Below are 24,857 nucleotides of genomic sequence, written 5' to 3' on the forward strand. Positions count from 1 at the left end.
GTCCCCCTCCCTGCAAGGGAGGGGCTAGGGGTGGGTAAGAAGAGGTCGGGCTCGATGCCCGGCCTTTTCTTTTCTCATCCTGCATCGCCGGGCTCGCTGGCGCTCGCACCCACCCCCAACCCCTCCCTTGCAGGGAGGGGAGTCCAGTCAGTAACCCGCCGCCAGATCGACTTCGTTCTTGAGCGGGCGGCCTCCGAGGAAGGCGTGGAGGTTCTCGACGAAGAGATTGGCGGCGCGGACGAACATGCGGGTCTGGCTGCGGCCCGAGAGGTGCATCGAGAGGATGATGTTGGGCGTGCTCCACAAGGGATGCTCGGGCGGAAGCGGCTCGGGCGTCACGGTGTCGAGGAAGGCGCCGGCGATGCGGCGCTTGGTGACGGCCTCGATCAGGGCGTCCTGATCGATCAGCTCGCCGCGGCCGACATTGATGATCCAGGCCGAGGGCTTCATCGCCTTGAGCTCGGCCTCGCCGATCATCGCGCGGCTCGCCTCGGTCGCGGGGGCGGCGAGGAAGATCCAGTCGAACTCGGCGAGGCGATCGCGCCAGGCGTCGGGGAGGATCGTGCCGGGAGCGCCGGTGCGAGTGACGCCGGTGACGCTCACGCCGAAAGCGGCGAGGCGCTCGCCGATCAGGCGGCCGATCGTGCCGTAGCCGATGACGAGTGCGCTGGTTTCGAACAATTCGAGCTTGCCGGGGGCGTCGAACGGCCATTCTCGCGTTTCGGCGATGCGGACGACCTGATCGTAGCGCTTGGCGGCGACGAGCGCGCCCATCACGGCATATTCGGCGACGGTGTGCGCGTTGACGCCGCTGCCGTTGGTGACGCGGGTGCCGCGGGCGAGGAGTTGCGCCTTGTCGAGCCGATCGAGCCCGGCATAGATCGTCGACAGCCATTTGAGCTTGGCGCCGGCGGCCACGGCGCGCGCCCATTCAGGCGGCTTGTTGATGTCGACCCAGCCGATATCGGCGTCGGCGACCATCTCCGCGGCTTCGTCGGCGGAGGCGAACCAGTGCACGTCCAGCCCCGCCGGAAGCTGCGGCTCGATCAGCGGCCGGGCCAGCGCGGGGAGGACGACCTTCACTTCAGTAACGGCGTGCGTAGCGATGCGCGAATTCGGCGTCCGACATGAGGAGATAGCGGATCGCGTCGATAAAGGCCCAGATGCCGGTGACGAGCAGGCCGATGATCGTCGCCGAGATCACCAGCATCAGCACCCCCGTGCCGTTGCGGCCGAGATAGAAACGGTGGATGCCCAGCGTGCCCAGAAAGAAGGCTAGCAATGCGGCGACGATCTTGTTGCGATCGTTCGCGACCGGCGGCGGGGCCGCGCCGACCGACGCCATGTCCGAATCGGGCAGGCGGAAGATGCGCAGTGCCCGCGTGCCCTCGATGGCGAAATCGATCCGCGCACCCACGGCCGGGCCTCTGGCGTCGCTCCAATCGTCCGGCCTGAAGGTGTAGCGATGGCCGTCCTCGCCCGAAATCTGGCCCTCGCCGCTGGTGCGATCGACGCCCAGTACCTGTCCCCGCATTTTACGTACCCCGTGTTGATGTGCCGCTTTTGGCGAAAGCGGGGGTGGGAGCGCAAGGGGCGGGCGTCTCTTTTCCATATAACCCGTCACCCCCGCGAAAGCGGGGGCCCATCTCCTGCACATCCCGCATACGATACAGCCGTGATTGCCCGTGGCCTCTCCCCGAGATGGGCCCCCGCTTTCGCGGGGGTGACGGTAAGGAGGAGAGGGGGAAGAGTTTACAGCACCGGTTTCCAGTCCCAGCCGAGGGGATCGCCGTCCATCACTTCGACGCCGGCGGCGGCGAGTTCGTCGCGGATCGTGTCGGAGCGCTGGAAATCCTTCACGACGCGCGCTTGCTGGCGCTCGACGAGGCGATCGCTGATCTCTTCGGGGGTAAGAATAGCGTTCGCCGGACGGACGCGGAGCTCTTCGCGGGTGAGGGACAGTAGGTTGAGGCCCAGAGCGGCATCGCATCGAATGGCGAACTCCAGCCGCTGAGGCTCGGACAAGGTCCTGTCCCGAATGGCAGCTTCGAAAATTGACAGAGCCAGAGGAGTGTTAAGATCATCCGAAAGGGCGCGATCGAACGCGGCATATTCGTCAGGCAGGCGCTGTGTGTCGCTTTGAAGTGCTTGACCAATCGTCGCCCACTCAGCTTTTTCCAGTTGCTCGCTTAACCAGTCCGTCATCGCCGGCGCGCTTTGTCGGAGCTGGTCGACAAGGCCGACCAGCCGCTTCAGCCGGGTCAGCGCGGCGGCGAGGTTCTCCGCGGAGAACTCCAATTCGCTGCGGTAATGCGCCTGCAGGCAAAGCAGGCGATAGGCGAGCGGGTGCACCCCTGCGTCGATCAGCGACTGGAGCGTAGTGAAGCCGCCCTTCGACTTCGACATCTTGCCCTGTCGGTCGACGAGGAAGTTGTTGTGCATCCAGAAATGCGCGCCGGTATCCGAGCAGCCGCAAAAGGCCTGGTTCTGGGCGATCTCGTTGGGGTGGTGGATCTCGCGATGGTCGATCCCGCCGGTATGGATGTCGAACGGCGCGCCGAGATATTTCAGGCTCATCACCGAGCATTCGAGGTGCCAGCCGGGCGCGCCCTTGCCCCAGGGGCTGTCCCATTCCATCTGGCGCTGCTCGCCCGGGGGCGATTTGCGCCAGATCGCGAAATCCTGCGGGTGGCGCTTGCCTTCGACTGCCTCGATCCGGCCTTCGCGCGTATCGTCCTGCGATCCGGCGAGCTTGCCGTAATCGGGCACCGTGGTGCTGTCGAAATAGAGGCCGGTGTCGAGCTCGTAGCAGTGATCCGGCGCGATCTTCTTCGCGAAGTCGATCATCTCGCCGATATGATCGGTCGCGACCGACCAGCGTGAGGGCTGGCGGATGTTGAGATCGGCGATGTTCGCCTTGAACGCCGCAGTGTAGTGCGCGGCCACGTCCCAGATGCTCTTCGCCTGGGCGCGGGCAGCGGCCTCCATCTTGTCGTCGCCAGCGTCGGCGTCCGAGGTCAGATGGCCGACATCGGTGATGTTGATGACGTGGGTGAGGGGGAAGCCCTTCCAGGTCAGCACCCGGCTCAGCGTGTCGGTGAAGACATAAGCGCGCAGGTTTCCGAGGTGCGCGTAATTATAGACCGTGGGGCCGCACGAATAGACGCGGACGCCCTTTTCGGAGTCGAGCGGAGCGAACGGCTCGAGGCTGCGGGTGAGGGAGTTGTAGAGCGTGAGCTGGGCGGGGTGCATGCGTGGCACTTAACACTAACTCCCCTCCCTGCAAGGGAGGGGTAGGGGGTGGGTGCGCGGCGTCAGCCGCGCCCCTATCGATGAAGCAAAGTCGGGGCATCGAGCCCCGGCTTTGCTAACCCACCCCTAACCCCTCCCTTGCAGGGAGGGGAATTTTTGGAGTCACACCGTCTCCTTTTGCCCGATCGCGGCGCGGACCATTGCGTTCCAGACTTGCGCGGGATCGCCGCCGGCGGCGCGGCCGGCCTCGACCATTTCGGGAGTGGGTTCGCGCAAGGTGCGGAGCACTGCGGTCGCGCGGGGGATTTCCTGTTCCCACACCGCGTCGACCGCGCCGCCGGCACTGACGTCCTCGCCTTCGCCGTTGATGCTGAGCGCCTCGGCGGCGATGACGCGTGCGATTCGCTCGACGGGCGAGGTCACGGAAAGGTCGGTCATTCGGGCAGCTCCTGTCGCGGGTCTCGCGACGTGCAACGCATGCCCGGAGACCGCGTTCCTGCTCAGGCGGCGAGCGGGGCGGTCGTGTTCCGACGCGTGACGCCGTTGCCCGACGCGCCGCCGCCGATCAGCGGCAGCGCGGTGCCGCAAAAAGCGCATTCGGCGGTGAGTCGGCCGATCATCCAGTGCGACCGGCCGCAGCCGGGGCAATGATTGGTCTCCTGCGGCCGATACGCGATGCGATAGCCGGTATGTGCCTGGCGGATGCCGAAATCATACATTCGTCGTCTCCCGGTAACCGCTGCGGAAACGAGCGGGATTCGCGGCTTGTTCCGCGGCCGGGTCGAACCGGGTGCGACGAGGCGTTCTTTTTCGCCGTTAAGTTACGCAAAAGCCACAGTGCATGAACAGCGGCTAACGGACGCGTTCAGGCTCGTTGCACGTCCGGCATGGCAGAAGAGTCGGCATGTGGAGGCAATCAAGGCCCCCGAAGGAGGATGAAATGATCAAGTCCCTGTTCACTGCCGCGCTCGCCGCGACCGTCACCCTCGGCGGCATGGCTGCAACTCCCGCCGCCGCGCAGGATTATGGCCGCGGCTATTATGAGCGCGAATATCGCGACGACGGCTATCGTGGCGACCGCGGCTATCGCGGCGACCGTGGCTATCGCGAGGATCGCGGCTATCGTCGTGACTATCGCGGCTATCGCAACCGCAGCTATCGTCGCTGCTCGAGCGGCACCACCGGCACGATCCTCGGCGCAGTCGCCGGCGGCCTGCTGGGCGGCGAGATCGGCCGCGGCAGCTCGTGGAGGGGGCGCAGCACCACCGGCACGATCATCGGCGCGGGCGCCGGCGCATTGCTCGGCCGCGAAGTGGACGGCGGCGATTGCCGCAGCCGCCGCCGCTGATCGGCGCACCAGCTGAAACACGAAGGGCGTCCGCTGCGCGGGCGCCCTTTCGCATATCTGTCTGGAAGCGCTGGAGGCCCGACCGGGAATCGAACCCGGGTGCAAGGATTTGCAGTCCTCTGCGTCACCACTCCGCCATCGGGCCTCGAAAGCGAGGGCGCGAAATGCGCGAGGGGTGTGGCGCTGTCAACATAGTTTCAAAATGATCCGGCCCTCGCTTGGCGGCGACGCTGCGGCGCGATAGAAGCGCAACAACGTCAACAAGTGTATTGCGCAACTAATACGGTTGTGCGACAAAGCCGGAGTGATGATGACCCTTCAGGTCGATCCCGCGCCCGTCGAAGCGAGCCGCTTCGAAGCGATGCGCCATGCAATGGTAGCGAGCCAGCTCAGGACCAACGCGGTCAATGATCCGCGCGTGGTCGAGGCGATGGCCCGGGTACCACGCGAAAACTATTTGCCGCCCGAACATCGCGGGCTCGCTTATCGCGACACGCTGCTGCCGCTCGTCGGCGGGCGCCGCCACAATTCGCCGCTCGTGATCGGCCGGCTGCTGACCGAGGCGCAGGTGCGCGCCGACGATCATGTCCTGCTGGTCGGCGCGGCCGGGGGCTATGCCGCGGCGCTTCTGGCGCTGCTCGCCGGATCGGTGGTCGCGCTCGAGGAAGAGGAGTCGCTGGTCGAAATCGCGCGCGGGGCGCTTGCCGGTGAAGACAAGGTCGAAGTCGTGCAGGGGCCGCTGAATGCCGGCTGGCCCGTGCGCGCGCCTTACGACCTGCTGGTCGTCGACGGTGCGGTGGAGCAGCTTCCCGACGCGCTGATCGCGCAGGTCAAGCCGGGCGGGCGCGTGCTCACCGGCGTGATCGATCGCGGCGTGACTCGCCTCGCTTCGGGTCGTCGCACCGAAGGGGGCTTCGGCCTGATCGACTTTCAAGATATCGAATGTGCCGAATTGCCTGGTTTCCGACGCCTACGGACCTTCACTTTCTGAAGAAGAAGAGATTGATGCGACTTACCTCTTTGCTCCTGGGCGTGAGCCTGACGGCGCTCGCCATGCCTGCCGCCGCGCAGACCACGACGACGCGCACAGGCACTTCGACTCCGGTACGCGTGCAGACTGCGCAGCCGACCGCGACTCCGGCGCTGGCGCAGGCCGGGCAGCCGACCACGACGCTGCGCGACGCCCTGGTCCAGGCGTACAACACCAATCCGGACCTCGCCGGCGAACGCGCCAATCAGCGCGCGAACGACGAGAATGTTCCGATCGCGAAGTCGCAGGGACGTCCGGGCGTGAGTTCGACGGGATCGGTCAGCAACAGCCTGTACGATACCGACGCGACCTTCGGGCCGAGCCGGCGCGGCGCGCTGGGGCTCGATCTGTCGGTTCCCGTGTTCAGCGGCGGCGCGGTGCGCAATTCGGTCAAGGCGGCCGAGACTCGCGTCGAGGCGGGGCAGGCCAATCTGCGCGGCGCCGAAGCGGATGTCTTCACCCAGACGGTGACGGCCTATGTCGACGTGCTGCGCGACGAGGCGATCGTGCGGCTCAACCAGCAGAATGTCCGCGTGCTCGAGGTCAACCTCCAGGCGACGCGCGATCGCTTCGAGGTCGGCGATCTGACGCGCACCGACGTCGCCCAGTCCGAGGCGCGGCTGGCACTGGCGCAGAGCCAGCTGCGGACCGCCGAGGCGCGGCTGATCGGCAGCCGCGAGGCCTATATCCGCGTCGTCGGCACGCCGCCCGGCACGCTTGCCCAGCCGCCCGCTTTGCCCAACTTTCCCGATGACGTGGGCACCGCCGAGCAGACCGCGCTCGCCAACAATCCGTATCTCGAGGCCGCCAAGCTGGCGCGCGACGCGACGCGCTATGACGTCAGCGTCGCCAAGGCGAGCCGGCTGCCGCAGGTGAGCGTCGGCGTGGGCGGGGATTATTACAATTATCTCGGCTCGGTCGGCAGCCAGGCCGCCGCCTCGGGGTTCAAGGGCGACGGATTCGCGACGACCCTGGGCGCGCAAGTGACGCTGCCGATCTTCCAGGGCGGGCGGCCGGCGGCGCAGGTCCGCCAGGCGCAGGCGCGGCAGGGGGCGGCGATCGAGCAGGTCACGCTCACCGAGCGCGGCGTGATCGCGCAGGCGCGTTCGGCCTTCGCTTCCTATGACAGCGCGCTCAAGGTGATCGAATCGTCGCGCGTCGCAGTCGAGGCCAACAAGCTCAGCTTGGAGGGGGTCCGCGCAGAGAACAGCGTCGGCACGCGCACGATCCTCGACATCCTCAACGCCGAGCAGGAACTGCTCAATTCGCAGGTGAACTACGTCACCGCCGAGCGTGACGCCTATGTCGCGGGCTTCACCTTGCTTGCGGCGATGGGGCGTGCGGAGGCGAAGGATCTCGGGCTCGACGGCGGGCCGCTCTACGATCCCGCCGCCAATTACGAGCGCGTCCGCGGCCGCTGGAGCGACTGGGCCGACGACAAGGCACCAACCGGCACGAGCACCTCGACCAGCGGCACGCCGGCACAGGGCGCGACGGTGAACACCACTCCGCTGGATCCTTTGTTGCAGCGATCTGTTGACACCACGCCTGGAAATCCCTGATTTAACCACAGTCAGCCACAGGAGACGTGCCGGCTATGGGGGATATCAGTACCGAGCCGTCGATGGAGGAGATCCTCTCCTCGATCAAACGCATCATCGCCGAGGAAGGCGATGCGGCGGTGGCTTCGCGTACCCGCCGCGGCCGCGCCTCTACTGCGTCCACCGCACGTCCGCCGCGCGCGGAGGACGGGGATCCCGAGGAAGAGGCGGTGCTCGAATTGCACGAGCAGGTCGAGGATGAAGCCGAGGCGCCTTCGGGTGCCGGGGAACCCGCATCCATGACGCGTCCCGAGCCGATTCTCTCCGAGCGTGCCGTAGAGGCGACGCGCGGACCGCTCGAGGCGCTCTCGCGAATGGTGGTGAAGCCCGAGGTGGCGGGCTCCGACACGCTCGAGGGACTGGTGCGCGAACTGCTCAAGCCGATGCTGCGCGATTGGCTCGATGCCAATCTGCCGCAGATCGTCGAGGCGATGGTCGCGCGCGAGATCACGCGGATCACCGGGCGGAATTGATTTTTCGCGATTGCGGGCGATTGTAACGCTCGCAACCATCTGCTTATCTCCGCGCATGAAGCATCTCCTGCTCGCGAGCGCTCTGCTCGCTTCCGCCGCCGCGCCTGCCCTGGCGCGAGACCTCACCATCCAGGACGTCGCGACGCTCTCGCGGGTGGGAGCGCCTGCCGTCTCGCCCGACGGCAAATGGCTCGTCTGGCAGCAGCGCGAGACCGATCTGGCAGCCAATCGCGGCCGCTACGATCTGTGGCGGCTCGATTTGAGCAGGAAGGGGGCTGTCCCCGAAAAGCTGGTCGCCGAGGCTGATGTCAACGAAACCAGCCCGCAATTCTCCGCCGACGGTACGCGTGTTTTCTTCCAGTCGGACAAGGGTGGTGTCGATTCGATCCAGTCGGTGGCGATCACCGGCGGCGCGGCGACGGCGTGGTTCACGCCGAAGGGCGGGTTCAGCGGCTTCAAGCTCTCACCCGATGGAAGCAAGGCGCTGGTCTGGGCCGATCGCAAGCCCGGCGCGCCGACGATCGAGCCGGCGATGGAGAAAAAGGATCCGAATGCGGGATCCGGCCGGGTCTTCGACAAGATGTTCGTGCGGCACTGGGACAGCTGGGCGAATGGCGAACGCTCGCAATTGTTCGTCGTGCCGCTCCGCCAGGAAGCGGTGACTGCAGTGCCGATCGCAGCGAGCCTCGATGGCGATACGCCTTCCAAGCCGTTCGGCGGCGGGGAGGAATTGAGCTGGTCGGCGGACGGCAAGACCGTCTATTTCGCGCTGCGCGAGGCGGGGCGGACCGAACCGCTCTCGACCAATCTCGACATCTTCGCGGCGCCTGCCGACGGCTCCGCGGCGCCGGTGAACCTCACGGCCGACAATGACGGGATGGACAATCTCCCGACAGCGTCGCCCGACGGCAAGTGGCTGGCATATTTCGCAATGAAGCGGCCGACCTACGAAGCCGATCGCCAAGTGCTGATGCTCCGCAACCTCGCCACCGGCGAAGTGCGCGCGCTGACCGAGGCTTGGGACCGCTCGGTCGCCTCGATCGCCTGGGCACCCGACGGCAAGACGATCTACGTCACGGCGCAGGACACGCAGGAAGAGCCGATCTTCAGCGTCGACCCGACCAGCGGCAAAGTGACGCGGCTGACGCAGGAAGGCGCGGTTTCCGCTGTGGTGCCGGCGAAGAACGGATTGGTGTTCAGTATGAACAGCCTGACCGCTCCGGACGATTTCTACCGGCTGACCGGCAAGAAGACCGAGCGGTTGACTTCGGTCAACGCCGCGAAGCTCGCAGGGGTGGATTTGCCCAAGGTCGAGCGATTCAGCTTCACCGGGGCGAACAACGACAAGGTCTGGGGCTATGCGGTGCGTCCGGCCGCGCTCGCCGAGGGCAAGAAGGCACCGATCGCGTTCATCGTCCATGGCGGACCGCAGGGATCGAGCAACAATAGCTGGTCGTATCGCTGGAACCCCGCGGTGTTCGCCGGGGCGGGCTATGCCGTGGTGTCGGTCGATTTCCATGGGAGCACCGGCTACGGCCAGGCCTTCAGCGACGCGATCCGCAACAATTGGGGCGGCTGGCCGCTCGAGGATCTGCAAAAGGGTCTCGCGGCAGCTACGGGCAAGTTCGCCTATCTCGACGCCGACAATGCCTGCGCGCTCGGCGCCTCGTACGGCGGCTATATGATGAACTGGATTGAAGGGCAGTGGCCCGACCGGTTCAAGTGCATCGTCCAGCATGACGGCGTGTTCGACGCGCGCGCCATGGCCTATGAGACCGAGGAACTCTGGTTCGACGAGTGGGAGCATGGCGGGAAAGCCTATTTCGAGGATCCCGAAGCGTTCGAGAAATGGAATCCGGTCAACCACGTCACCAAATGGAAGACCCCGCAGCTGGTGATCACCAGCGAGAAGGACTTCCGCATCCCCTATACCCAGGGGCTGGCGGCGTTCACGGCGCTCCAGCGGCGCGAGATCCCGTCGAAGCTGCTCGTCTTCCCCGACGAGAACCATTGGGTGCTCAAGCCGAAGAACTCGATGCAATGGTATGGCGAAGTGCTCGGCTGGCTGGGGAAATATACCGGCAAGGGGGAGTGAGGCTTTCGCAAGCGCACGCGCGGGCCTATATCGATCGCTGGAGATGACGATGGCAACGCAGTTGAAGTCCGTCCGCCCGAGCGACCTGCCGACGAAGCGCGTGCGCGCGCCCGACGGCACGGTCGTGCAACTGAAGGTGGTACAGTCGGACAGCGAGACGTTGGGCGAGGACCTGCTCGCCGCCTTCCGATCGAATGTGCGCCGCATCAAGGCCGATCAGCGGAAGCGGCGTGGCGATCAGGACGCCTCGTAGGCCGGACCGGCCGATCTTCTGGATCGTCGCCGGTCCGAACGGATGCGGCAAGAGCACCTTCTACAATCGTACCGATATCGAGGGTTGGGGAGGATCGGTCTGGATCATCAATCCGGATCTGCTGACCGCGAAGATCGTCGAGAACGAGCCGACGGATATCGAGGCGGCGAACCTTGCCGCCGTGCAACGAATCGAGAAATGGCTGGAAACCTCGATCCAAGCCTATCAGACGATCGGCGTCGAAACGGTGCTCTCGTCCGGCAAGTATCGGCGTCTCGTCGAACTTGCGCACCGGCACGGATTCGAAGTGCGCATGATCTACATCCTGCTCGGCTCGCTCAAACTGCAGATGGAGCGAATCGCCCAGCGCGTTCGTGAGGGCGGGCATGACGTTCCCGCGGACAAGGTCGAGGCGCGCCGTGCGCGCTCGTTCGAGCAGCTTGGGTGGTTTGCGCGGCACGTCGACCGCTGTTGGGTGTTCGACAATTCGACGGGCGAACCCGAATTGGTGGCCGTAAAGGGAGCGCCCGGGTCACTGCTGCAATTTCGGGCGTTGCCGTCCGACCTGGAAATGCTGCTGCGCCAATCGGACGTCGATCTGCAGCGCGCCTGACGATGGGTTTGCCAATTGGTCGCAGGGCTCGCTAAAGCGCCGCCATGAGCGAACTCCCCAAGACCTTCGACCCCGCCGAAATCGAAACCCGCTGGTACCAGCATTGGGAAGAAAAGGGCCTGTTCGCGCCCGAGCGGCCCGGCGCCGATCCGTGGACCTTGGTCAATCCGCCGCCCAACGTGACCGGCAGCCTGCATATCGGCCATGCGCTCGACAATACGCTGCAGGACATTCTCGTCCGCCATGCCCGGCTGAAGGGCAAGGATGCGCGCTGGGTGGTCGGCACCGATCATGCCGGCATCGCGACGCAGATGGTGGTCGAGCGGCAACTCAACGCGAAGCAGCAGAAGCGCACCGATTTCACCCGCGAGGAATTCGTCGCGAAGGTCTGGGAGTGGAAGGAAGAGAGTGGCGGCGAGATCACGCAGCAGCTCCGCCGCCTCGGCTGCTCGATGGACTGGGCCAACGAGCGCTTCACGATGGACGAGGGCTTCTCGAAGGCTGTCCTGAAGGTGTTCGTCGAGCTGCACCGGCAGGGGCTGCTCTATCGCGACAAGCGTCTGGTGAACTGGGATCCTGGTCTCGGCACCGCGATCTCGGACCTCGAGGTCGAGACCGTCGAGGTCAAGGGCAGCTTCTGGCATCTGCGCTATCCGCTGGAGGACGGCAGCGGGTTCATCCAGGTCGCGACGACGCGGCCCGAAACGATGCTCGCCGATATGGCCGTGGCGGTGCATCCGGATGACGAACGCTACAAGGCGCTGGTCGGCAGACAAGTGCGGCTGCCGATCACCGGGCGGCTGATTCCGATCATCACCGACGAGCATGCCGATCCCGCGCTGGGCTCGGGCGCCGTGAAGATCACCCCGGGGCACGATTTCAACGACTTCGAAGTGGGCAGGCGCGCCGGGATCGAGGCACGCGACATGCTCAACATGCTCGACGCCAAGGCGAACATCACCCAGACCGCCGACGGGCTGATCCCGGCCGACCTGCTCGGGCTCGACCGGTTCGAGGCGCGCAAGTTGGTCGTCGAGCGGCTCAAGGCCGAGGGTTTCCTCGTGCCGCATGTCGACAAGGAGGGCGTGGAGCACGATTCCGAGCCGCGCACGATCCAGACGCCTTATGGCGACCGCTCGGGCGTGGTGATCGAGCCGTGGCTGACCGACCAATGGTATGTCGACGCGGCCACCCTGGCGAAGCCGGCGATCGAGGCGGTCCGCTCGGGCGCGACGAAGATCGTCCCTAAGAGCTGGGAGAAGACCTATTTCAACTGGATGGAGAACATCCAGCCGTGGTGCGTGAGCCGCCAGCTCTGGTGGGGGCACCGGATTCCGGCGTGGTTCGCCGACGATGGCAGCATCTATGTCGCCGAGAGCGAGGCAGAGGCACAGGCGCAGGCCGGGGAGGGGGTCAAGCTCATCCAGGACAGCGACGTCCTCGACACCTGGTTCTCCTCGGCGCTCTGGCCGTTCGCGACGATGGGATGGCCTGACGCGGACGTGAAGGCGCTCGGCCGCTATCCCAACGACGTCCTCATCTCCGGCTTCGACATCCTGTTCTTCTGGGATGCGCGGATGATGATGCAGGGTTTGCACTTCATGAAGGAAGTGCCGTTCAAGACCCTGTATCTCCACGGTTTGGTGCGTGCTGCGGACGGGCAGAAGATGTCCAAGTCCAAGGGCAATGTCGTCAATCCACTCGGGCTGATCGACCAGTATGGCGCCGATGCGCTGCGCTTCTTCATGGCGGCGATGGAGAGCCAGGGCCGCGACATCAAGATGGATGAGCGCCGCATCGAAGGCTATCGCAACTTCGCGACCAAGCTGTGGAACGCCGCGCGCTTCTGCCAGTCGAACGGGATCGGCGCGAGCAGCACGATCGAGCCGCCCGCGGCGGAGCTGGCGGTCAATCGCTGGATCATCGCCGAAACGGTGGCGACCGTGCAGGCGCTCGACCTCGCGCTCGCCGACCTGCGCTTCGACGAGGCGGCGAACACGATCTACCAATTCACCTGGAGCCGCTTCTGCGACTGGTATCTCGAGTTGATCAAGCCGGTGATCCAAGGCGAGGGCGGGGTGCCCGCAACCGGCGCCGGTGCCGACGAAACGCGTTCGGTGGCGGGCTGGGTGCTCGATCAGATCCTCGTCATGCTCCACCCGTTCATGCCCTTCATCACCGAGGAATTGTGGTCGAAGATGGGTGCGCGCGAGCACGAGCTGATCGTGGCACACTGGCCGATGGCCGACGCGCGGGCACTCGATCCCGAGGCGGCGAAGGAGATCGACTGGCTGATCCGGCTGGTGAGCGAGATCCGAAGCGCGCGGACTGAGCTTGGCGTTCCTCCCAGCGCCCAACTTGAACTGCACGTCACCGAGGCCTCTGAGCTGACGGAGATTCGGCTTAGGGCGCAGGCGAAGAGCCTGACTCGATTGGCTCGCCTCTCAGAAATCCATCTTAAAGGTAGTGTCGGCATCGGTGTTGTGATCGACGATGCGCAAATCGGAGATCTAGGAGTTTTCAAAACGGCTCAGAAGGGAGCTGCACAGGTTGTTGTCGATGAGGATACTTTCGTGCTCCCGCTCGAAGGTATCATCGATTTCGACGCCGAGCGCGCCCGTCTGACCAAGGCGATCGCTGCGGCCGAGAAGGAGCGCGACGGGCTTGCCGGCCGGCTCAACAATCCGAGCTTCGTCGAGCGGGCCAAGCCGGAGGCGGTCGAGAAGGCGCGGGCGGACCATGCCGAGAAGGCGGCCGAGGCCGAGCGGCTTTCGGCGGCGCTGGCGCGGCTGGGGTGACAAAAACGCAACGTCATCCCCGCGAAAGCGGGGACCCATCTCCTGCAGGTGCCTTGCGATATAACGGCTGTTTCTCCCGCTGCATCTCCTGGAGATGGGCCCCCGCTTTCGCGGGGGTGACGGGTGTGGGGAACCACTCGGGCATGACGGAGTAGGGAACCGATGGCTCAGCCTCCCCAACGCCGCGACCTGACCCAGGGCCCTATCGGCCGCACCTTGATGCTGTTCGCGCTGCCGACGCTCGGCTCGAACATCCTCCAGTCGCTGAACGGCTCGATCAATGCGGTCTGGGTGGGGCGCTTCCTCGGCGAGAGCGCGCTGGCGGCGACTTCGAACGCCAACATCATCATGTTCCTCACCTTCGGCGCGGTGTTCGGCTTCGGCATGGCGGCGACGGTGATGATCGGACAGGCGATTGGCCGGCACGATGTCGACGCGGCGCGGCGGGCGTTCGGATCGGCGGTGGGGCTCGTCATCGGCGGGGCGATCGTCGTCGCGATCCTGGGCTGGCTGTTCGCGCCTGATATCCTGCGATTGCTCGCCACGCCCGGCGACGCGATGCCGCTGGCGCTCGCCTATCTGCGGGTGATCTTCCTCGGCGTACCGGCATCGATGCTGCTGGTATTGCTGATGATGGGGCTGCGCGGCTCGGGTGACGCCATGACGCCATTCTGGTTCATGATCCTGAGCGCGGTGCTCGATGCCGGGCTCAACCCCGTCTTCATCCTCGGCCTCGGCCCCGTGCCGCGGATGGGGATCGCGGGGGCGGCGACCGCGACGCTGATCGCCAATCATGTCGCTGCGATCGGGTTGCTTGCGACGCTCTACATTCGCGACCTGCCGATCCGGCTGCGCGGGCGCGAGTTCCGCTACCTGCTGCCCGAGCGCGAAATGATGCGCACGATCGTCGCCAAGGGGCTGCCGATGGGCGCGCAGATGCTGGTGATGTCGCTGGGCGGGCTCACCATGGTCGGGCTAGTCAACCGGCTCGGAGTCGATACCGCGGCCGCTTACGGCGTGTCGCAGCAGCTGTGGACCTATATCCAGATGCCCGCGATGGCGATCGGCGCGGCGGTGAGCGCGATGGCGGCGCAGAATATCGGCGCCGGCGCATGGGACCGGGTCAACGGCATCACCCGCGCCGGGCTGATCTGGAACTGCGTGATCACCGGCGCGATGGTCGGCGTCGTGCTGCTGTTCGACCGGCCGGTGATGGCCTTGTTCCTCGGCGGCGACAGTGCCGCCATTCCGATCGCGCGGCATATCCAGCTGATCGCGAGTTGGAACTTCGTGCTGTTCGGCATGACGATGGTGATCTTCGCCACCGTGCGCGCGAACGGCGCGGTGTGGGCGCCGCTGATCGCACTGATCGTCGCACTGTACCCGGTCCGCATCGGCTTCGCATTGGGGCTCGCGCCGCTGCTGGGCGGCGATGCCTTGTGGTGGAGCTTTCCGGTCGGTTCGGCGGCGGCGCTGGGACTTGCGGCGGCCTATTTCCGCTGGGGAAACTGGCGCAAGGGCGCGCTGATCCGTCCGCGCGAAGTCGAGGAGCATGCGCTCGCCACCACCGAGCCCGCCGGGCGCTTGCAACCCACCGGCTGAGGGAGCATCAGCGCCGCCATGAGCCAATATCCCGCACTTCGCCTCCGCCGTACCCGAGCCGCCGCATGGAGCCGGCGGATGCACGCCGAAACCGTATTGACGCCCGCCGACCTGATCTGGCCGCTCTTCGTGACCGAAGGCAGCGAGGAGGAGTCTATCGCATCGCTTCCCGGCGTCTCGCGCTGGTCGATCAAGGCGGTGGCCGAGCGCGCGAAGGAAGCGGCGGCGCTGGGGATTCCCTGCGTCGCCCTATTCCCGAACACGCCGGCGGGGCTGCGCAGCGACGACGGACGCGAGGCGCTCAATCCCGACAATCTGATGTGCCGCGCGATCCGCGCGATCAAGGATGCGGTGCCCGATCTCGGCGTGCTGACCGACGTCGCGCTCGATCCCTATACGAGCCACGGCCATGACGGTATCGTCGATGCGAGCGGCTATGTCCTCAACGACGAGACTTCGGCGGTGCTGACCGATCAGGCTTTGGTCCAGGCCGAGGCGGGGGCGGACATCGTCGCGCCTTCGGACATGATGGACGGGCGGGTGGGGCTGATCCGCGCCGCGCTGGAGGCCAACGGCCATGTCAACGTCCAGATCATGGCCTATGCCGCGAAGTACGCCAGTGCCTTTTACGGCCCGTTCCGCGACGCGGTCGGCAGCCGCGGGCTACTCAAGGGCGACAAGAAGACCTATCAGATGGACCCGGCCAATGCCGAGGAAGCGCTACGCGAAGTCGCGCTCGACATCGCCGAAGGCGCGGACAGCGTGATGGTCAAGCCGGGGCTGCCCTATCTCGACATCATAGTGCGTGTGAAGAATGCCTTCGAAGTACCGGTGTTCGCGTACCAGGTGTCGGGCGAATATGCGATGATCGAAGCGGCGGCGGCCGCCGGAGCGGGGGACCGCGAGGCGCTGGTGATGGAGACGCTGATGGCGTTCAAGCGCGCCGGCTGCTCGGGCGTGCTCACCTATCACGCACCCTTGGCTGCGCGGTTGCTTTCACAATGATACCTCTTCTTCGTCACCCCCGCGAAAGCGGGGGCCCATCTCCAGCGACCTCCGCAAGCACAGCCGTGCTATTCGTGGCACACGCACGAGATGGCTCCCCGCTTTCGCGGGGATGACGGATGTGGAAACGATGATCGAAACCCCTCGACTCCTCCTCCGGCCGTGGCGCGAGGCGGACAAGCCGGTGTTCCACGCACTGGTGAACACGCCGGCGATGATGGAACATTTCAGCGGACCCGTCGCCCAAGCGAAGCACGACATGATCATCGACCGACAGATCGAGCAGCAGGCGCGCTTCGGCCATTGCATGTGGGCGGTGGAGCTGCGCGACGGCGGGGCGCTGGCGGGCGTGTGCGGTGTGCGGATCGGCGGACATGCGGGCACTCCGGTGCCCGAAGAGCTCGAGATCGGCTGGCGGATCGGCGAGGCCTATTGGGGGCAGGGGATCGCGCGCGAGGCGGCCGAAGCGAGCCTCGCCTGGGGCTGGGCCAATACCGATCGCCCGCGGATCGCGGCGTGGACGGTGAGTGGCAACACGCGCTCCTGGGGCCTGATGGAGCGGCTCGGCATGCGGCGGCGCGCCGATCTCGACTTCCGCCATCCCGATTATCCTGCCGAGGATCCGGTCGGCGCGATGATCGTGTATGCGATAGACCGGCCGGCATGATCGAGACCGAACGCCTGATCCTGCGCGGGTGGCGCGATTCCGACCGCGAGCCCTTTCATGCCATGGGCCAGGACGAACGCGTGATGGTGACGCTTGGCCCGTTGCTGTGGCGCGACGAGACCGATGCGCTGATCGATCGGATGCAGGCGATCCTCGACACGCATGGCTTCACCTTCTGGGCAATCGAGCGGCGCGCGGATGGCGCGTTTCTGGGCTTTTGCGGGCTCAAGCCCGGCGCCGAGGACACGCCGATCGAAGGCGAGATCGAGATCGGCTGGCGGCTTGCGCACGCATATTGGGGGCAGGGCTATGCCCGCGAGGCGGCGCAGGCGAGCCTCGACTGGGGCTGGGCGAACCTCGACGTGCCCAGCATTGCGGCGATCACCACCATCGAGAATGTTCGCAGCTGGGGACTGATGGAAAGGCTCGGCATGGTTCGCGCGCCGCAGGACGATTTCGATCATCCCCGGGCGATCGAGCGGTTGCGACCGCACATCACCTATCGCATCGCGCGACCTGCGGTTAATCCCGGCTAAATCGGATAGAGTGCAGGCCGTCCGCAGGGGAGAAGGATTGCATGGCGGACGAGGTTGAACAGGCGGACGCGCCTCAGACGCGATTCCATTGGCTGTTCGTCGTCGCCATCCTCACCGGATCGTTCCTGCTGTTCCTCGTCCAGCCGATGGTCGCGCGGATGGCGTTGCCCCGGCTCGGCGGCGCACCGGCGGTGTGGAACAGCGCGATGCTGGTCTATCAGGCGCTGCTGCTCGGCGGCTACGCCTATGCGCATTGGCTGGGGCGCGTGCCCGTGCGGATGCAGGCCGGAATCCACCTCGCGGTGCTTGCGGTCGCGGCGATCTGGCTGCCGATCGGGCTGACGGCGATGGAATTGCCCGCCGATGCCGAGCCGGCGTTCTGGGTGCCTTGGCTGTTCGGCGCGTCGATCGGGCCGTTGTTCTTCGCGATCTCGGCGCAGGCACCGTTGCTCCAGCGCTGGTACAGCGTCGCCAGCGGCGGGCGCGACCCCTATGCGCTCTATGCCGCATCGAACATCGGCAGCTTCGGGGGACTGATCGCATATCCGCTGATCGTCGAGCCCAGCCTCGCGCTCAAGGGGCAGAGCTGGCTCTGGACGATCGGCTATGCTCTGGTCTTCGTGCTCGTTGCCGGCTGCGCGACGCTGTTGCCTCGGACAGCCCCTCAGGAACCGCACGTCGCGCACCATAGCCCGCCGGCAGGCAAGCTGCGTGTGCTCCACTGGATCGTGCTGGCTTTCGTCCCCTCAGGGCTGATGCTCGCGACGACCACCTTCCTGACCACTGACATCGTCGCGATGCCGATGCTTTGGGTGCTGCCGCTCGGCCTCTATCTGCTGAGCTTCTCGGTGGCGTTTCGCGAAGGCGGCACCATTCCCGATCTGCTCGCCAAGTTCGCACCGATCATCGTGCTGTTGTTCGGCGCAACCTTGATCGCTGGGCATCAGCAGCTCGCTTATCTCAACGCATTGATCGGCCTCGTCTTGCTGTTCGTCGTGGCAGTGGCGCTGCATTCGTGCATGTATCGGCTGCGACCGGCACCCGACCGGCTGACCGGTTTCTATCTGGCGATGTCGGTGGGCGGCGCACTGGGCGGCGTGTTCTCCGGACTGCTCGCCCCGATCCTGTTCGACTGGACCTATGAATATCCGCTGCTGATTCTCGCCGCGGGTGCGTTGATGCCGCAGACGTTCCTGTTTTCAGGGATCGCCCGGTTGTGGGAGGGCGACGGGCTGCCGATCAAGATCCTGGTGGCGGCCCTCCTCGTGGCGTTCTTCGTCGGGTTCGGCATCGCCAACCCCGGCGGCATACTCGGCGAGATGCATGAGCAATTCGCCTTCCTCGCCGTCGCCACCGTGGGGCTGATCGCGACCGGCATGCGCATCCCTTATCTCGTCGCGCTGGCAGGCGGGCTGTTCCTGTTCGGCGGCTATCGCGCGATCGACATCTCGTTGAGCGGCGACCGGACGCGCAGCTATTTCGGCGTCTACACCGTGAACGACCAGCCCGGAGAACGGCGGCTCGCGCACGGCACGACGCTGCACGGCATCCAGCTCAAGGGCGCGCGATCGCGATTGCCGACGACTTATTACGTTGCCGGATCAGGCGTCGGCCGCGCCATGCTGGCGGCGCCGGCGCTGTTCGGCCCCGCCGCGCGGATCGGCGTCGTCGGACTCGGGACCGGCACGTTGGCTTGCTATGCGCAGCCGGGCCAGCAGTGGCGCTTCTACGAGATCGATCCCGAGGTGGTCGATTTGTCGCGCGATTCGGGCAAATTCACCTTCCTCCGGCAATGCGCGCCTCAGGCTCGGATCGTCGTGGGCGATGCGCGCCTCCGCCTTGGCGAGGCCGCACCGGCGAGTCTGGACCTGCTCGCGCTCGACGCCTTCTCGTCGGATGCCGTGCCGATGCATCTGATGACCACCGAAGCGTTCGAGACCTATGGCCGTGTGCTCGCGCACGACGGGCTGCTGCTGGTGCATATCTCCAACCGGTTCCTCGCGCTGTCGCCGGTCGTCGCAGGTGCGGCTGCGCAGGGCGACTGGCATGCCGCACGGCTTGTCTACCAGCCGAGTGCGCTGGAGGCGCGCGATGAAGCGAGCGTTTCGGACTGGATCGCGCTCTCGCGCGATGCGGACACGCTCGCGCGACTGACGGCGAACGATCCGCAATGGTTTCCGCTGGCGTCCAAGCCCGGCTTCACGCCCTGGACCGACGACTATGCCTCGGTGGTGCCGGTGATGCGCGCCTTCAATCCGGCACTCGCCGACGATTAGGCGCCGGCGAGCGCTGCCTCGAGCGCGCCGATCCGGTCGGCCTGGGCATTCGCCATCGCGTCGGTGGCGGCCACTGCCGATTCGAGCGCGGGGTAGGGCGGCTGTCCCGCCTTGCCGCGTTCGATCACGATTCCCTCCAGGTCGGCCAGTGCGATCAGCGTCGGAGCACGCAGCGATTCGAGCGTGCTGAGCGCCGCCTGCGCGTCGAGCCATGCCTCGGAGCCTTCAGGAACGCCGCGCGCCACCGCCACCTTGGCCTCGGCCTCCTGCGCCGCCGTCGCGAATCGCTGGTTGCCCGCCGCCAGCGATGCCGTGACTTCGGCGATTCGCGCATCGAGCGCGGCATCGGGTGTCGCGACCGGCACCGGGCGCTCGGGCTCGGCGAAGCTCTGGGCCTCGATGGGTCGCGGCAACAGGGACGGATAGCTATCGGGGCTCTGGGTGCAGCCCGCAAGGGCGATCAGGGCGAACAGGGGCAGGCTGCGCATGGTCGTGCTCTATGCTTGTGGAAAACCGCACGCAACGGGGTTGCGCTCAGGAGATTCGGCTTCTAAGGACGCCGCTCCAATGCGCGCCCGTAGCTCAGCTGGATAGAGCATCAGACTACGAATCTGAGGGTCGGACGTTCGAATCGTTCCGGGCGCGCCACTTCCCTACTGTCGAAACACCCGCCCCGACGGGCGAGCGATTTCGAGCGTTCGAAAGCCGCTGCAGCGGCTTTCCGCAGGGAAAGAAGTCGGGACGAGCAGGATGCTTAAATTCCGGCGGCTTGGGAATTAAACCAGCAGGATAGCGGCCAGTGTTCAGGCGTTGAAGCTGCCCACGGTCCCAACATAGTCTAAATGTTTCAGACTGCATGGTTGCCAAGTCACGAATGCTGGCGCAATCTTTCGGTGACCGCCGAGAGCCGATTCGTGGCCTGTACCTAGGCGGTGGGCGCACCGGGGCCCGTTTCAGATAGAATAGCCCCAGTCAACTTTAGCGTATCACGTGCTCCGGAGCGGCTTGCTCGTTCGGGAACCGTCGGTGCGATGGAAATGTGCGCAAACGCCACAGGGGAGAAAGTTATGAACTCAACATCTATGCGGATTTCTGCGGTCGCCGGCCTTTTGGCAGGCTCGCTTCTGTTTGCGGCCCCGGCCGCCGCTCAGGCAACGCGCACCTGGGTTTCCGGCGTCGGCGACGACGTCAATCCATGTAGCCGCACTGCGCCGTGCAAGACCTTCGCGGGAGCCATTTCGAAGACTGCCGCCGGGGGCGAGATCAATTGTCTGGATCCTGCGGGCTATGGCACGCTCAACATAACCAAGTCGATAACCATCGACTGCACCGGGACGTTTGGCAGCGCTCTCTCGTCCTCGACTACCGGCTTCCTGGTGAATGGCGCCGGTATCGATGTCGTCCTGCGCGGGCTGTCGATTAACGGCGGCACACCTGTCAGCCCCGGTGTGAACGGCATACGCTTTCTCAACGGGTCCTCGCTCCTCGTCGAGGATTGCATCATCCTCGGCTTCCGGTCCGGGTCTCCGAACGGCTTTGGTATCAAGGTCGAGCCGAGCACCGCGGCCACGGTTTCCGTCAGCAATACCGTAATAACGAACAACGGCACCGGCGCCACCGGTGGCGGGGTCCTGATCCAGCCCACCGGCGCCGGGGGCACCGTGCGTGCCACGTTCAACAATGTGCAGATCGTCAACAATCTGGGCGATGGCGTGCGCGTGGACACGACGGGCAACAGCGGATCGGGCGTCGCGGTCACGCTCGAGGACGTCCGGATCAGCGGCGGCACACGTGCCGTCTCGGTCAATACGCCGGTCGGTGCTGCGGGTGCCGCTATCCTGATCAATGACTCGGTCGTCAGCAATGCGAGCAGCGCTGGCTTGCAGACTACTGGTCAGAACGCCGTCATCCGCGTCTCTGACACCAGCATCATCGGCAACGGCACCGGCATCAGCCCGGTGGGTGGCGTGATCGCGACGTTCGGCAATAATCGGGTCGTGGGCAATTCGGCCAACGGCGCGTTCAACCTGACGCTTCCGCCGTCCTGATCGGGCAATCTTGACAACAAATGGAGCGGGCCCTGTTCGGGCCCGTTTCCTTGTCCGGGATCGGCGCGGTCGGCGCCCCGGTTTATTGCCCCAGGGCGGCGATCAGCACTTTCATGTTCTCGATATAGGTGCCGGTCGAAATTCCCACCACAGGGTGATCGGTCTCGTATGGCGAGGTGTCAGTCGCGTCGCCGACCTTGGTGCGGCTGAAATCGCCCGAGGCCGGGGTGGTGGCGCCGTCGCCGGCATAGGGATTGCTCGTCGCCTTGAGCTCGGTCGGCCACCAGCCCGCCGCGTTGAGCGACTTGACCAATGCATCGGGCGAACGCTTGCCGCTGGCGGTGTTGAGGTCCGACGTCGCAGTCTCCTCGACGAGGAAATAGCGCGGCAGCGGCTGCGGCGCGCGCAGCGGCGAGGCACTGGCGATCGTCGCCGGATCCGAGGCGATCAGCTTGTCATATTCGCGGCGCAGGCCGGGCACGTCGATCGCGCGCGTCGAGCTGTAATGCGTGATGGTATTGGCGGGGTCGTAATCGGCATAATATTCGCCATTGACCACGTTCGAGCCGCGGCGGTGGACGTAGAGCGGGCGATTGGTGTCGATCTCGATGAAGGTGGGATAGGCGCGGCCGTTCTTCACCTGGTCGGCAGGCAGCTTGACGGACTCGAGCCAGTCGATCGCCTCGGGGATGCGCGCGAGGAACTTCTTGTCGCCGGTCAGCCGATAGAAGCGGAGCAGCTGCTTGATGTTCGCGGCGGTGGTGTGGGTGACCAATGCGGTCGGCTCATAGGTGCGCGCGCCGACGGGCTTCAGGTCGAGCGTATATTGCAGCCCCCAACCGGCCTGCGGCTTCGCCTGCTGGGTCACCAGAGTGATGTTCATCGCGCGGATGATGGCGTCACGCACCCGCGCATCGCCGCCCAGCGCTTGGTACGCGTAGAGCAGGAACTGGATATTCTCGCCGGCGACATCGTCGTTGAAGGTGATGAAGCTGGTGTAATCGGGCTTGCCGTGGTGGCTGAACTCGTTCTTGAGCGGGAAGCGCTGCGGCCAGCCGCCGATCGGATATTGGCTGTCGAGCACGAAGTTCAGCGCCTTCTTGAGCGCGGGCAGATATTTCGGATCATGCTTCTCGACATAGAGGCGCAGCAGGAACTGCATCGACTCCGAGGTGCCGGCATCGTCGAAGGTGGCATTGCCCCAATAATGCTGGAATTCCTCGAGCCGCCACGCGTTCTTGCCGATCGTGTCATACCAGCGCCGGGTTGAGGCCTCACCGCCGAAATCGCCGAAATAATGCCAGCCGCCGCTCTCCTGCTGGATCGCGATCAGCGCATTGGCGGCCTTCTCCGCCGCCGCGTAATAATAAGCATCGCCGGTGGCGTGGTAGGCGTCGAGATAGAGATGGCCCATCGTCGCGGTGCCCGGGGGCTGGACCCAGATCATCGTCGGGAACGCCTCCATCTCGCCCCAGCGGCGCGACATGTCGGGGAGATAGGACCAGACATAGCCGCCATTGGTGGCGACCTTCTCGACCATGAAGCGCGTGGCCCGCTTCATGGTATCCTCGATCTGGCGCTTGTCCGGAGCCGCGGCGGCGGGGACGGCGAGGCTCGCCGCAAGTGCCCATCCCAATGCCTTCAGCAGCAGTGCCCGCATTCATCCGACTCCACATTTCTATCGTTGGAGACGGTTTAGCAAAGGCCGAATGACACCGGTAGCAGCTATTGGGGAATATCGAAGGTATCAAGGATCTTGGCGCCGGCCATGAACACCGCAAGCGGGCAGAGCACGAACAGCATCTTGCCGCCGAGACCGGGGAAGCGATCGAGATAGTGCATGCCGCGCTCCACTGCGCCGGTGCCGAGCCCGTAGATCACGAGATAGGCCTCGAACTTGGTCTTGATCGTGAAGAGGCGGCGGACGCGATCGAACATGCCGAACATGAAGCAAGCGCCGGGCCAAGCTCGGAAATCCGCCATTCGCGCGTTAACGAAGATGGTTACCTGTCAATTAATTCGACAGTTCCGAGTGTTTCCAGCAGCGCGCGGCGAGCGGACTCGATGCGCGTCACCAGTGCCGGATCGCCGATCGCATCCGCATCGATCGCCTCGGGCCAGTGCGCCTCGACCACCGATGCGATCAGATCCAGCCGCGCCTCGTCGACGAGGAAGCGCGAGTCGATCGTGGCGGGATCGGCGACGACGCGGAGCCGCAGACAGGCCGGGCCGCCGCCATTGGCCATCGACTGGCGGACATCGACCACCTCGACATGGCGGATCGGCCCGTTGCCCGCGACGTGCGCCTCGAGCCACGCCCGGACGCTCGGCGTCTCGCGCGCTTCCTCGGGGACGATCAGCGCGGTCTCACCCGAGGGTAGGGTGACCAGCTGGGCATTGAACAGATAGGAGGCGATGGCATCGCCGAGGCTGACCTGGTCGGCAGGCACTTCGACGATCTCGACCTCGGGTAGTGTGGCGCGGAGATCGGCGTAGAAGCGCTCCTTGTCGGCAAAGGCGTGCTCGTGCGCGAACAGCACGCGGCCGTTGGCGACCGCGACGACATCGTTGTGGAACGCGCCGGCGGCGATCGCTTCCTCCGATTGCTGGACGAAGAGCGTGCGGGCCGGATCGAGCCTGTGGCCGCGCGCGACTGCGTAGCTGGCATCGGGGTGCTGGCGGGCCGGGAAGGGGCCGCCGCCGATCCCATAGACGAAGACCTCGATGCCGGGCGCATCATGGGCGGCAGCGAGACGCATGTGATTGGCCGCGCCCTCGTCACCGAACGGGGCGGGAACGGGCGCGTGGACCGCGAAGGCGGTGTCGGCGAAGGCGAGGCGGAGCTGCGCCAGCGTACCGGGCCATTCGTGGCTGCGATGCGGCATGGTCACGAGATTGGCGACGGTCAGGTGGCAGCGGCCGTCGGCAGTGTCGGGAGCTGGCGAAACGGTCGCGGCATTGGCTGCCCACATCGCCGAGGCGGACATCGCCTGCGCCTGCAGATGCGGGGCGGTGGCGGAATAGTCGGTGGCGAGGCTGGCCAGCCAGCGGCGATCGGGGCGGGCGTGGGGGAGTAGGACGCCCTGGGCGAGGCCCAGCCGCAGGTTCGCCCGCATCTTGGCGATGCCCTGCAGCGCCGCCGCGCGGGGATGCGCGGTCAGGCCGCGGTTTCGCGTCGCGGCAAGGTTGCCCGGGCTGAGACCGGCATAATTGTGGCTCGGGCCGATGATCCCGTCGAAATTGATCTCAACCAGCATCGA

The 24,857-nt window shown here is 65.8% G+C and carries 23 protein-coding genes and 2 tRNA genes; 15 read left to right on the plus strand and 10 right to left on the minus strand.

The window, feature by feature from the left end; genetic code table 11:
* Positions 1-147: 147 nt before the first annotated feature.
* From ASE13_RS06305 to ASE13_RS06325, 5 genes are all read right to left on the minus strand, one after another.
* The gene (locus ASE13_RS06305) at positions 148-1,083 is read right to left on the minus strand and encodes an NAD(P)-dependent oxidoreductase (RefSeq protein WP_056612756.1); all 936 of its coding nucleotides are present in this window, start codon (positions 1,081-1,083) and stop codon (positions 148-150) included.
* 1 nt (position 1,084) lies between these two features.
* Positions 1,085-1,534 (minus strand): TM2 domain-containing protein, encoded by a 450-nt coding sequence (locus ASE13_RS06310; protein ID WP_056612758.1) that lies wholly within the window; start codon positions 1,532-1,534, stop codon positions 1,085-1,087.
* 218 nt (positions 1,535-1,752) lie between these two features.
* A complete protein-coding gene (gene cysS / locus ASE13_RS06315) occupies positions 1,753-3,252 on the minus strand; it encodes a cysteine--tRNA ligase (RefSeq protein WP_056612760.1) in 1,500 nt (499 codons plus the stop codon).
* Between the two features lie 162 nt (positions 3,253-3,414).
* On the minus strand, positions 3,415-3,690 hold the full coding sequence (locus ASE13_RS06320) for a hypothetical protein (protein WP_056612762.1): 276 nt from the start codon (positions 3,688-3,690) through the stop codon (positions 3,415-3,417).
* 62 nt (positions 3,691-3,752) lie between these two features.
* On the minus strand, positions 3,753-3,971 hold the full coding sequence (locus ASE13_RS06325) for a hypothetical protein (RefSeq protein WP_056612764.1): 219 nt from the start codon (positions 3,969-3,971) through the stop codon (positions 3,753-3,755).
* A gap of 221 nt (positions 3,972-4,192) precedes the next feature.
* Here ASE13_RS06325 and ASE13_RS06330 point away from each other — a divergent pair, with 221 nt between their 5' ends.
* On the plus strand, positions 4,193-4,600 hold the full coding sequence (locus ASE13_RS06330) for a glycine zipper 2TM domain-containing protein (protein ID WP_056612766.1): 408 nt from the start codon (positions 4,193-4,195) through the stop codon (positions 4,598-4,600).
* 71 nt (positions 4,601-4,671) lie between these two features.
* Here the strand turns inward: ASE13_RS06330 and ASE13_RS06335 are convergent.
* Positions 4,672-4,745 (minus strand) — tRNA-Cys (locus tag ASE13_RS06335).
* 162 nt (positions 4,746-4,907) lie between these two features.
* On the opposite strand from ASE13_RS06335, the gene ASE13_RS06340 reads away from it, so the two are divergent.
* From ASE13_RS06340 to ASE13_RS06395, 12 genes are all read left to right on the plus strand, one after another.
* On the plus strand, positions 4,908-5,591 hold the full coding sequence (locus tag ASE13_RS06340; protein WP_156404829.1) for a protein-L-isoaspartate O-methyltransferase family protein: 684 nt from the start codon (positions 4,908-4,910) through the stop codon (positions 5,589-5,591).
* A gap of 14 nt (positions 5,592-5,605) precedes the next feature.
* On the plus strand, positions 5,606-7,192 hold the full coding sequence (locus ASE13_RS06345; RefSeq protein WP_056612768.1) for a TolC family outer membrane protein: 1,587 nt from the start codon (positions 5,606-5,608) through the stop codon (positions 7,190-7,192).
* Positions 7,193-7,227: 35 nt separating this feature from the next.
* Positions 7,228-7,704 (plus strand): DUF2497 domain-containing protein, encoded by a 477-nt coding sequence (locus ASE13_RS06350; protein WP_056612770.1) that lies wholly within the window; start codon positions 7,228-7,230, stop codon positions 7,702-7,704.
* 55 nt (positions 7,705-7,759) lie between these two features.
* The gene (locus tag ASE13_RS06355) at positions 7,760-9,799 is read left to right on the plus strand and encodes an alpha/beta hydrolase family protein (protein ID WP_056612772.1); all 2,040 of its coding nucleotides are present in this window, start codon (positions 7,760-7,762) and stop codon (positions 9,797-9,799) included.
* Between the two features lie 49 nt (positions 9,800-9,848).
* A complete protein-coding gene (locus ASE13_RS06360; protein ID WP_156404760.1) occupies positions 9,849-10,052 on the plus strand; it encodes a hypothetical protein in 204 nt (67 codons plus the stop codon).
* The gene (locus tag ASE13_RS06365; protein ID WP_235536865.1) at positions 10,030-10,665 is read left to right on the plus strand and encodes an AAA family ATPase; all 636 of its coding nucleotides are present in this window, start codon (positions 10,030-10,032) and stop codon (positions 10,663-10,665) included. The genes ASE13_RS06360 and ASE13_RS06365 overlap by 23 nt, the downstream gene beginning before the upstream one ends.
* Before the next feature lie 44 nt (positions 10,666-10,709).
* Entirely contained in the window at positions 10,710-13,463 is a 2,754-nt protein-coding gene (locus ASE13_RS06370; protein ID WP_056612776.1) for a valine--tRNA ligase, read from the plus strand.
* 162 nt (positions 13,464-13,625) lie between these two features.
* A complete protein-coding gene (locus tag ASE13_RS06375) occupies positions 13,626-15,065 on the plus strand; it encodes an MATE family efflux transporter (RefSeq protein WP_056612778.1) in 1,440 nt (479 codons plus the stop codon).
* 18 nt (positions 15,066-15,083) lie between these two features.
* Positions 15,084-16,070 (plus strand): porphobilinogen synthase, encoded by a 987-nt coding sequence (hemB, locus tag ASE13_RS06380; RefSeq protein WP_056612780.1) that lies wholly within the window; start codon positions 15,084-15,086, stop codon positions 16,068-16,070.
* 130 nt (positions 16,071-16,200) lie between these two features.
* A complete protein-coding gene (locus ASE13_RS06385) occupies positions 16,201-16,737 on the plus strand; it encodes a GNAT family N-acetyltransferase (protein WP_056614822.1) in 537 nt (178 codons plus the stop codon).
* A complete protein-coding gene (locus ASE13_RS06390) occupies positions 16,734-17,273 on the plus strand; it encodes a GNAT family N-acetyltransferase (RefSeq protein ID WP_056612782.1) in 540 nt (179 codons plus the stop codon). The genes ASE13_RS06385 and ASE13_RS06390 overlap by 4 nt, the downstream gene beginning before the upstream one ends.
* Positions 17,274-17,314: 41 nt before the next feature.
* A complete protein-coding gene (locus ASE13_RS06395; protein WP_056612784.1) occupies positions 17,315-19,549 on the plus strand; it encodes a hypothetical protein in 2,235 nt (744 codons plus the stop codon).
* Here ASE13_RS06395 and ASE13_RS06400 read toward each other — a convergent pair.
* On the minus strand, positions 19,546-20,037 hold the full coding sequence (locus ASE13_RS06400; protein ID WP_056612787.1) for a hypothetical protein: 492 nt from the start codon (positions 20,035-20,037) through the stop codon (positions 19,546-19,548). The two genes, ASE13_RS06395 and ASE13_RS06400, sit on opposite strands and share 4 nt — an antisense overlap.
* An 83-nt stretch (positions 20,038-20,120) precedes the next feature.
* On the opposite strand from ASE13_RS06400, the gene ASE13_RS06405 reads away from it, so the two are divergent.
* Both ASE13_RS06405 and ASE13_RS06410 read left to right on the plus strand, forming a co-directional pair.
* Positions 20,121-20,197, plus strand: a tRNA-Arg gene (locus ASE13_RS06405).
* A gap of 419 nt (positions 20,198-20,616) precedes the next feature.
* The gene (locus ASE13_RS06410) at positions 20,617-21,597 is read left to right on the plus strand and encodes a right-handed parallel beta-helix repeat-containing protein (RefSeq protein WP_162254672.1); all 981 of its coding nucleotides are present in this window, start codon (positions 20,617-20,619) and stop codon (positions 21,595-21,597) included.
* Between the two features lie 82 nt (positions 21,598-21,679).
* On the opposite strand, the gene ASE13_RS06415 is transcribed toward ASE13_RS06410, so the two are convergent.
* From ASE13_RS06415 to ASE13_RS06425, 3 genes are all read right to left on the minus strand, one after another.
* Positions 21,680-23,257 (minus strand): pectate lyase, encoded by a 1,578-nt coding sequence (locus tag ASE13_RS06415; protein ID WP_056612792.1) that lies wholly within the window; start codon positions 23,255-23,257, stop codon positions 21,680-21,682.
* A 65-nt stretch (positions 23,258-23,322) separates the two neighbouring features.
* Positions 23,323-23,535, minus strand: a complete 213-nt coding sequence (locus ASE13_RS06420; RefSeq protein ID WP_056614825.1) for a hypothetical protein — start codon at positions 23,533-23,535, stop codon at positions 23,323-23,325.
* A 65-nt stretch (positions 23,536-23,600) separates the two neighbouring features.
* The gene (locus ASE13_RS06425) at positions 23,601-24,854 is read right to left on the minus strand and encodes an N-succinylarginine dihydrolase (protein WP_056612793.1); all 1,254 of its coding nucleotides are present in this window, start codon (positions 24,852-24,854) and stop codon (positions 23,601-23,603) included.
* Between the last annotated feature and the right edge of the window lie 3 nt (positions 24,855-24,857).

The organism is Sphingomonas sp. Root241, from assembly GCF_001428865.1.
In the GTDB taxonomy this organism is placed as follows: Bacteria; Pseudomonadota; Alphaproteobacteria; order Sphingomonadales; family Sphingomonadaceae; genus Sphingomonas.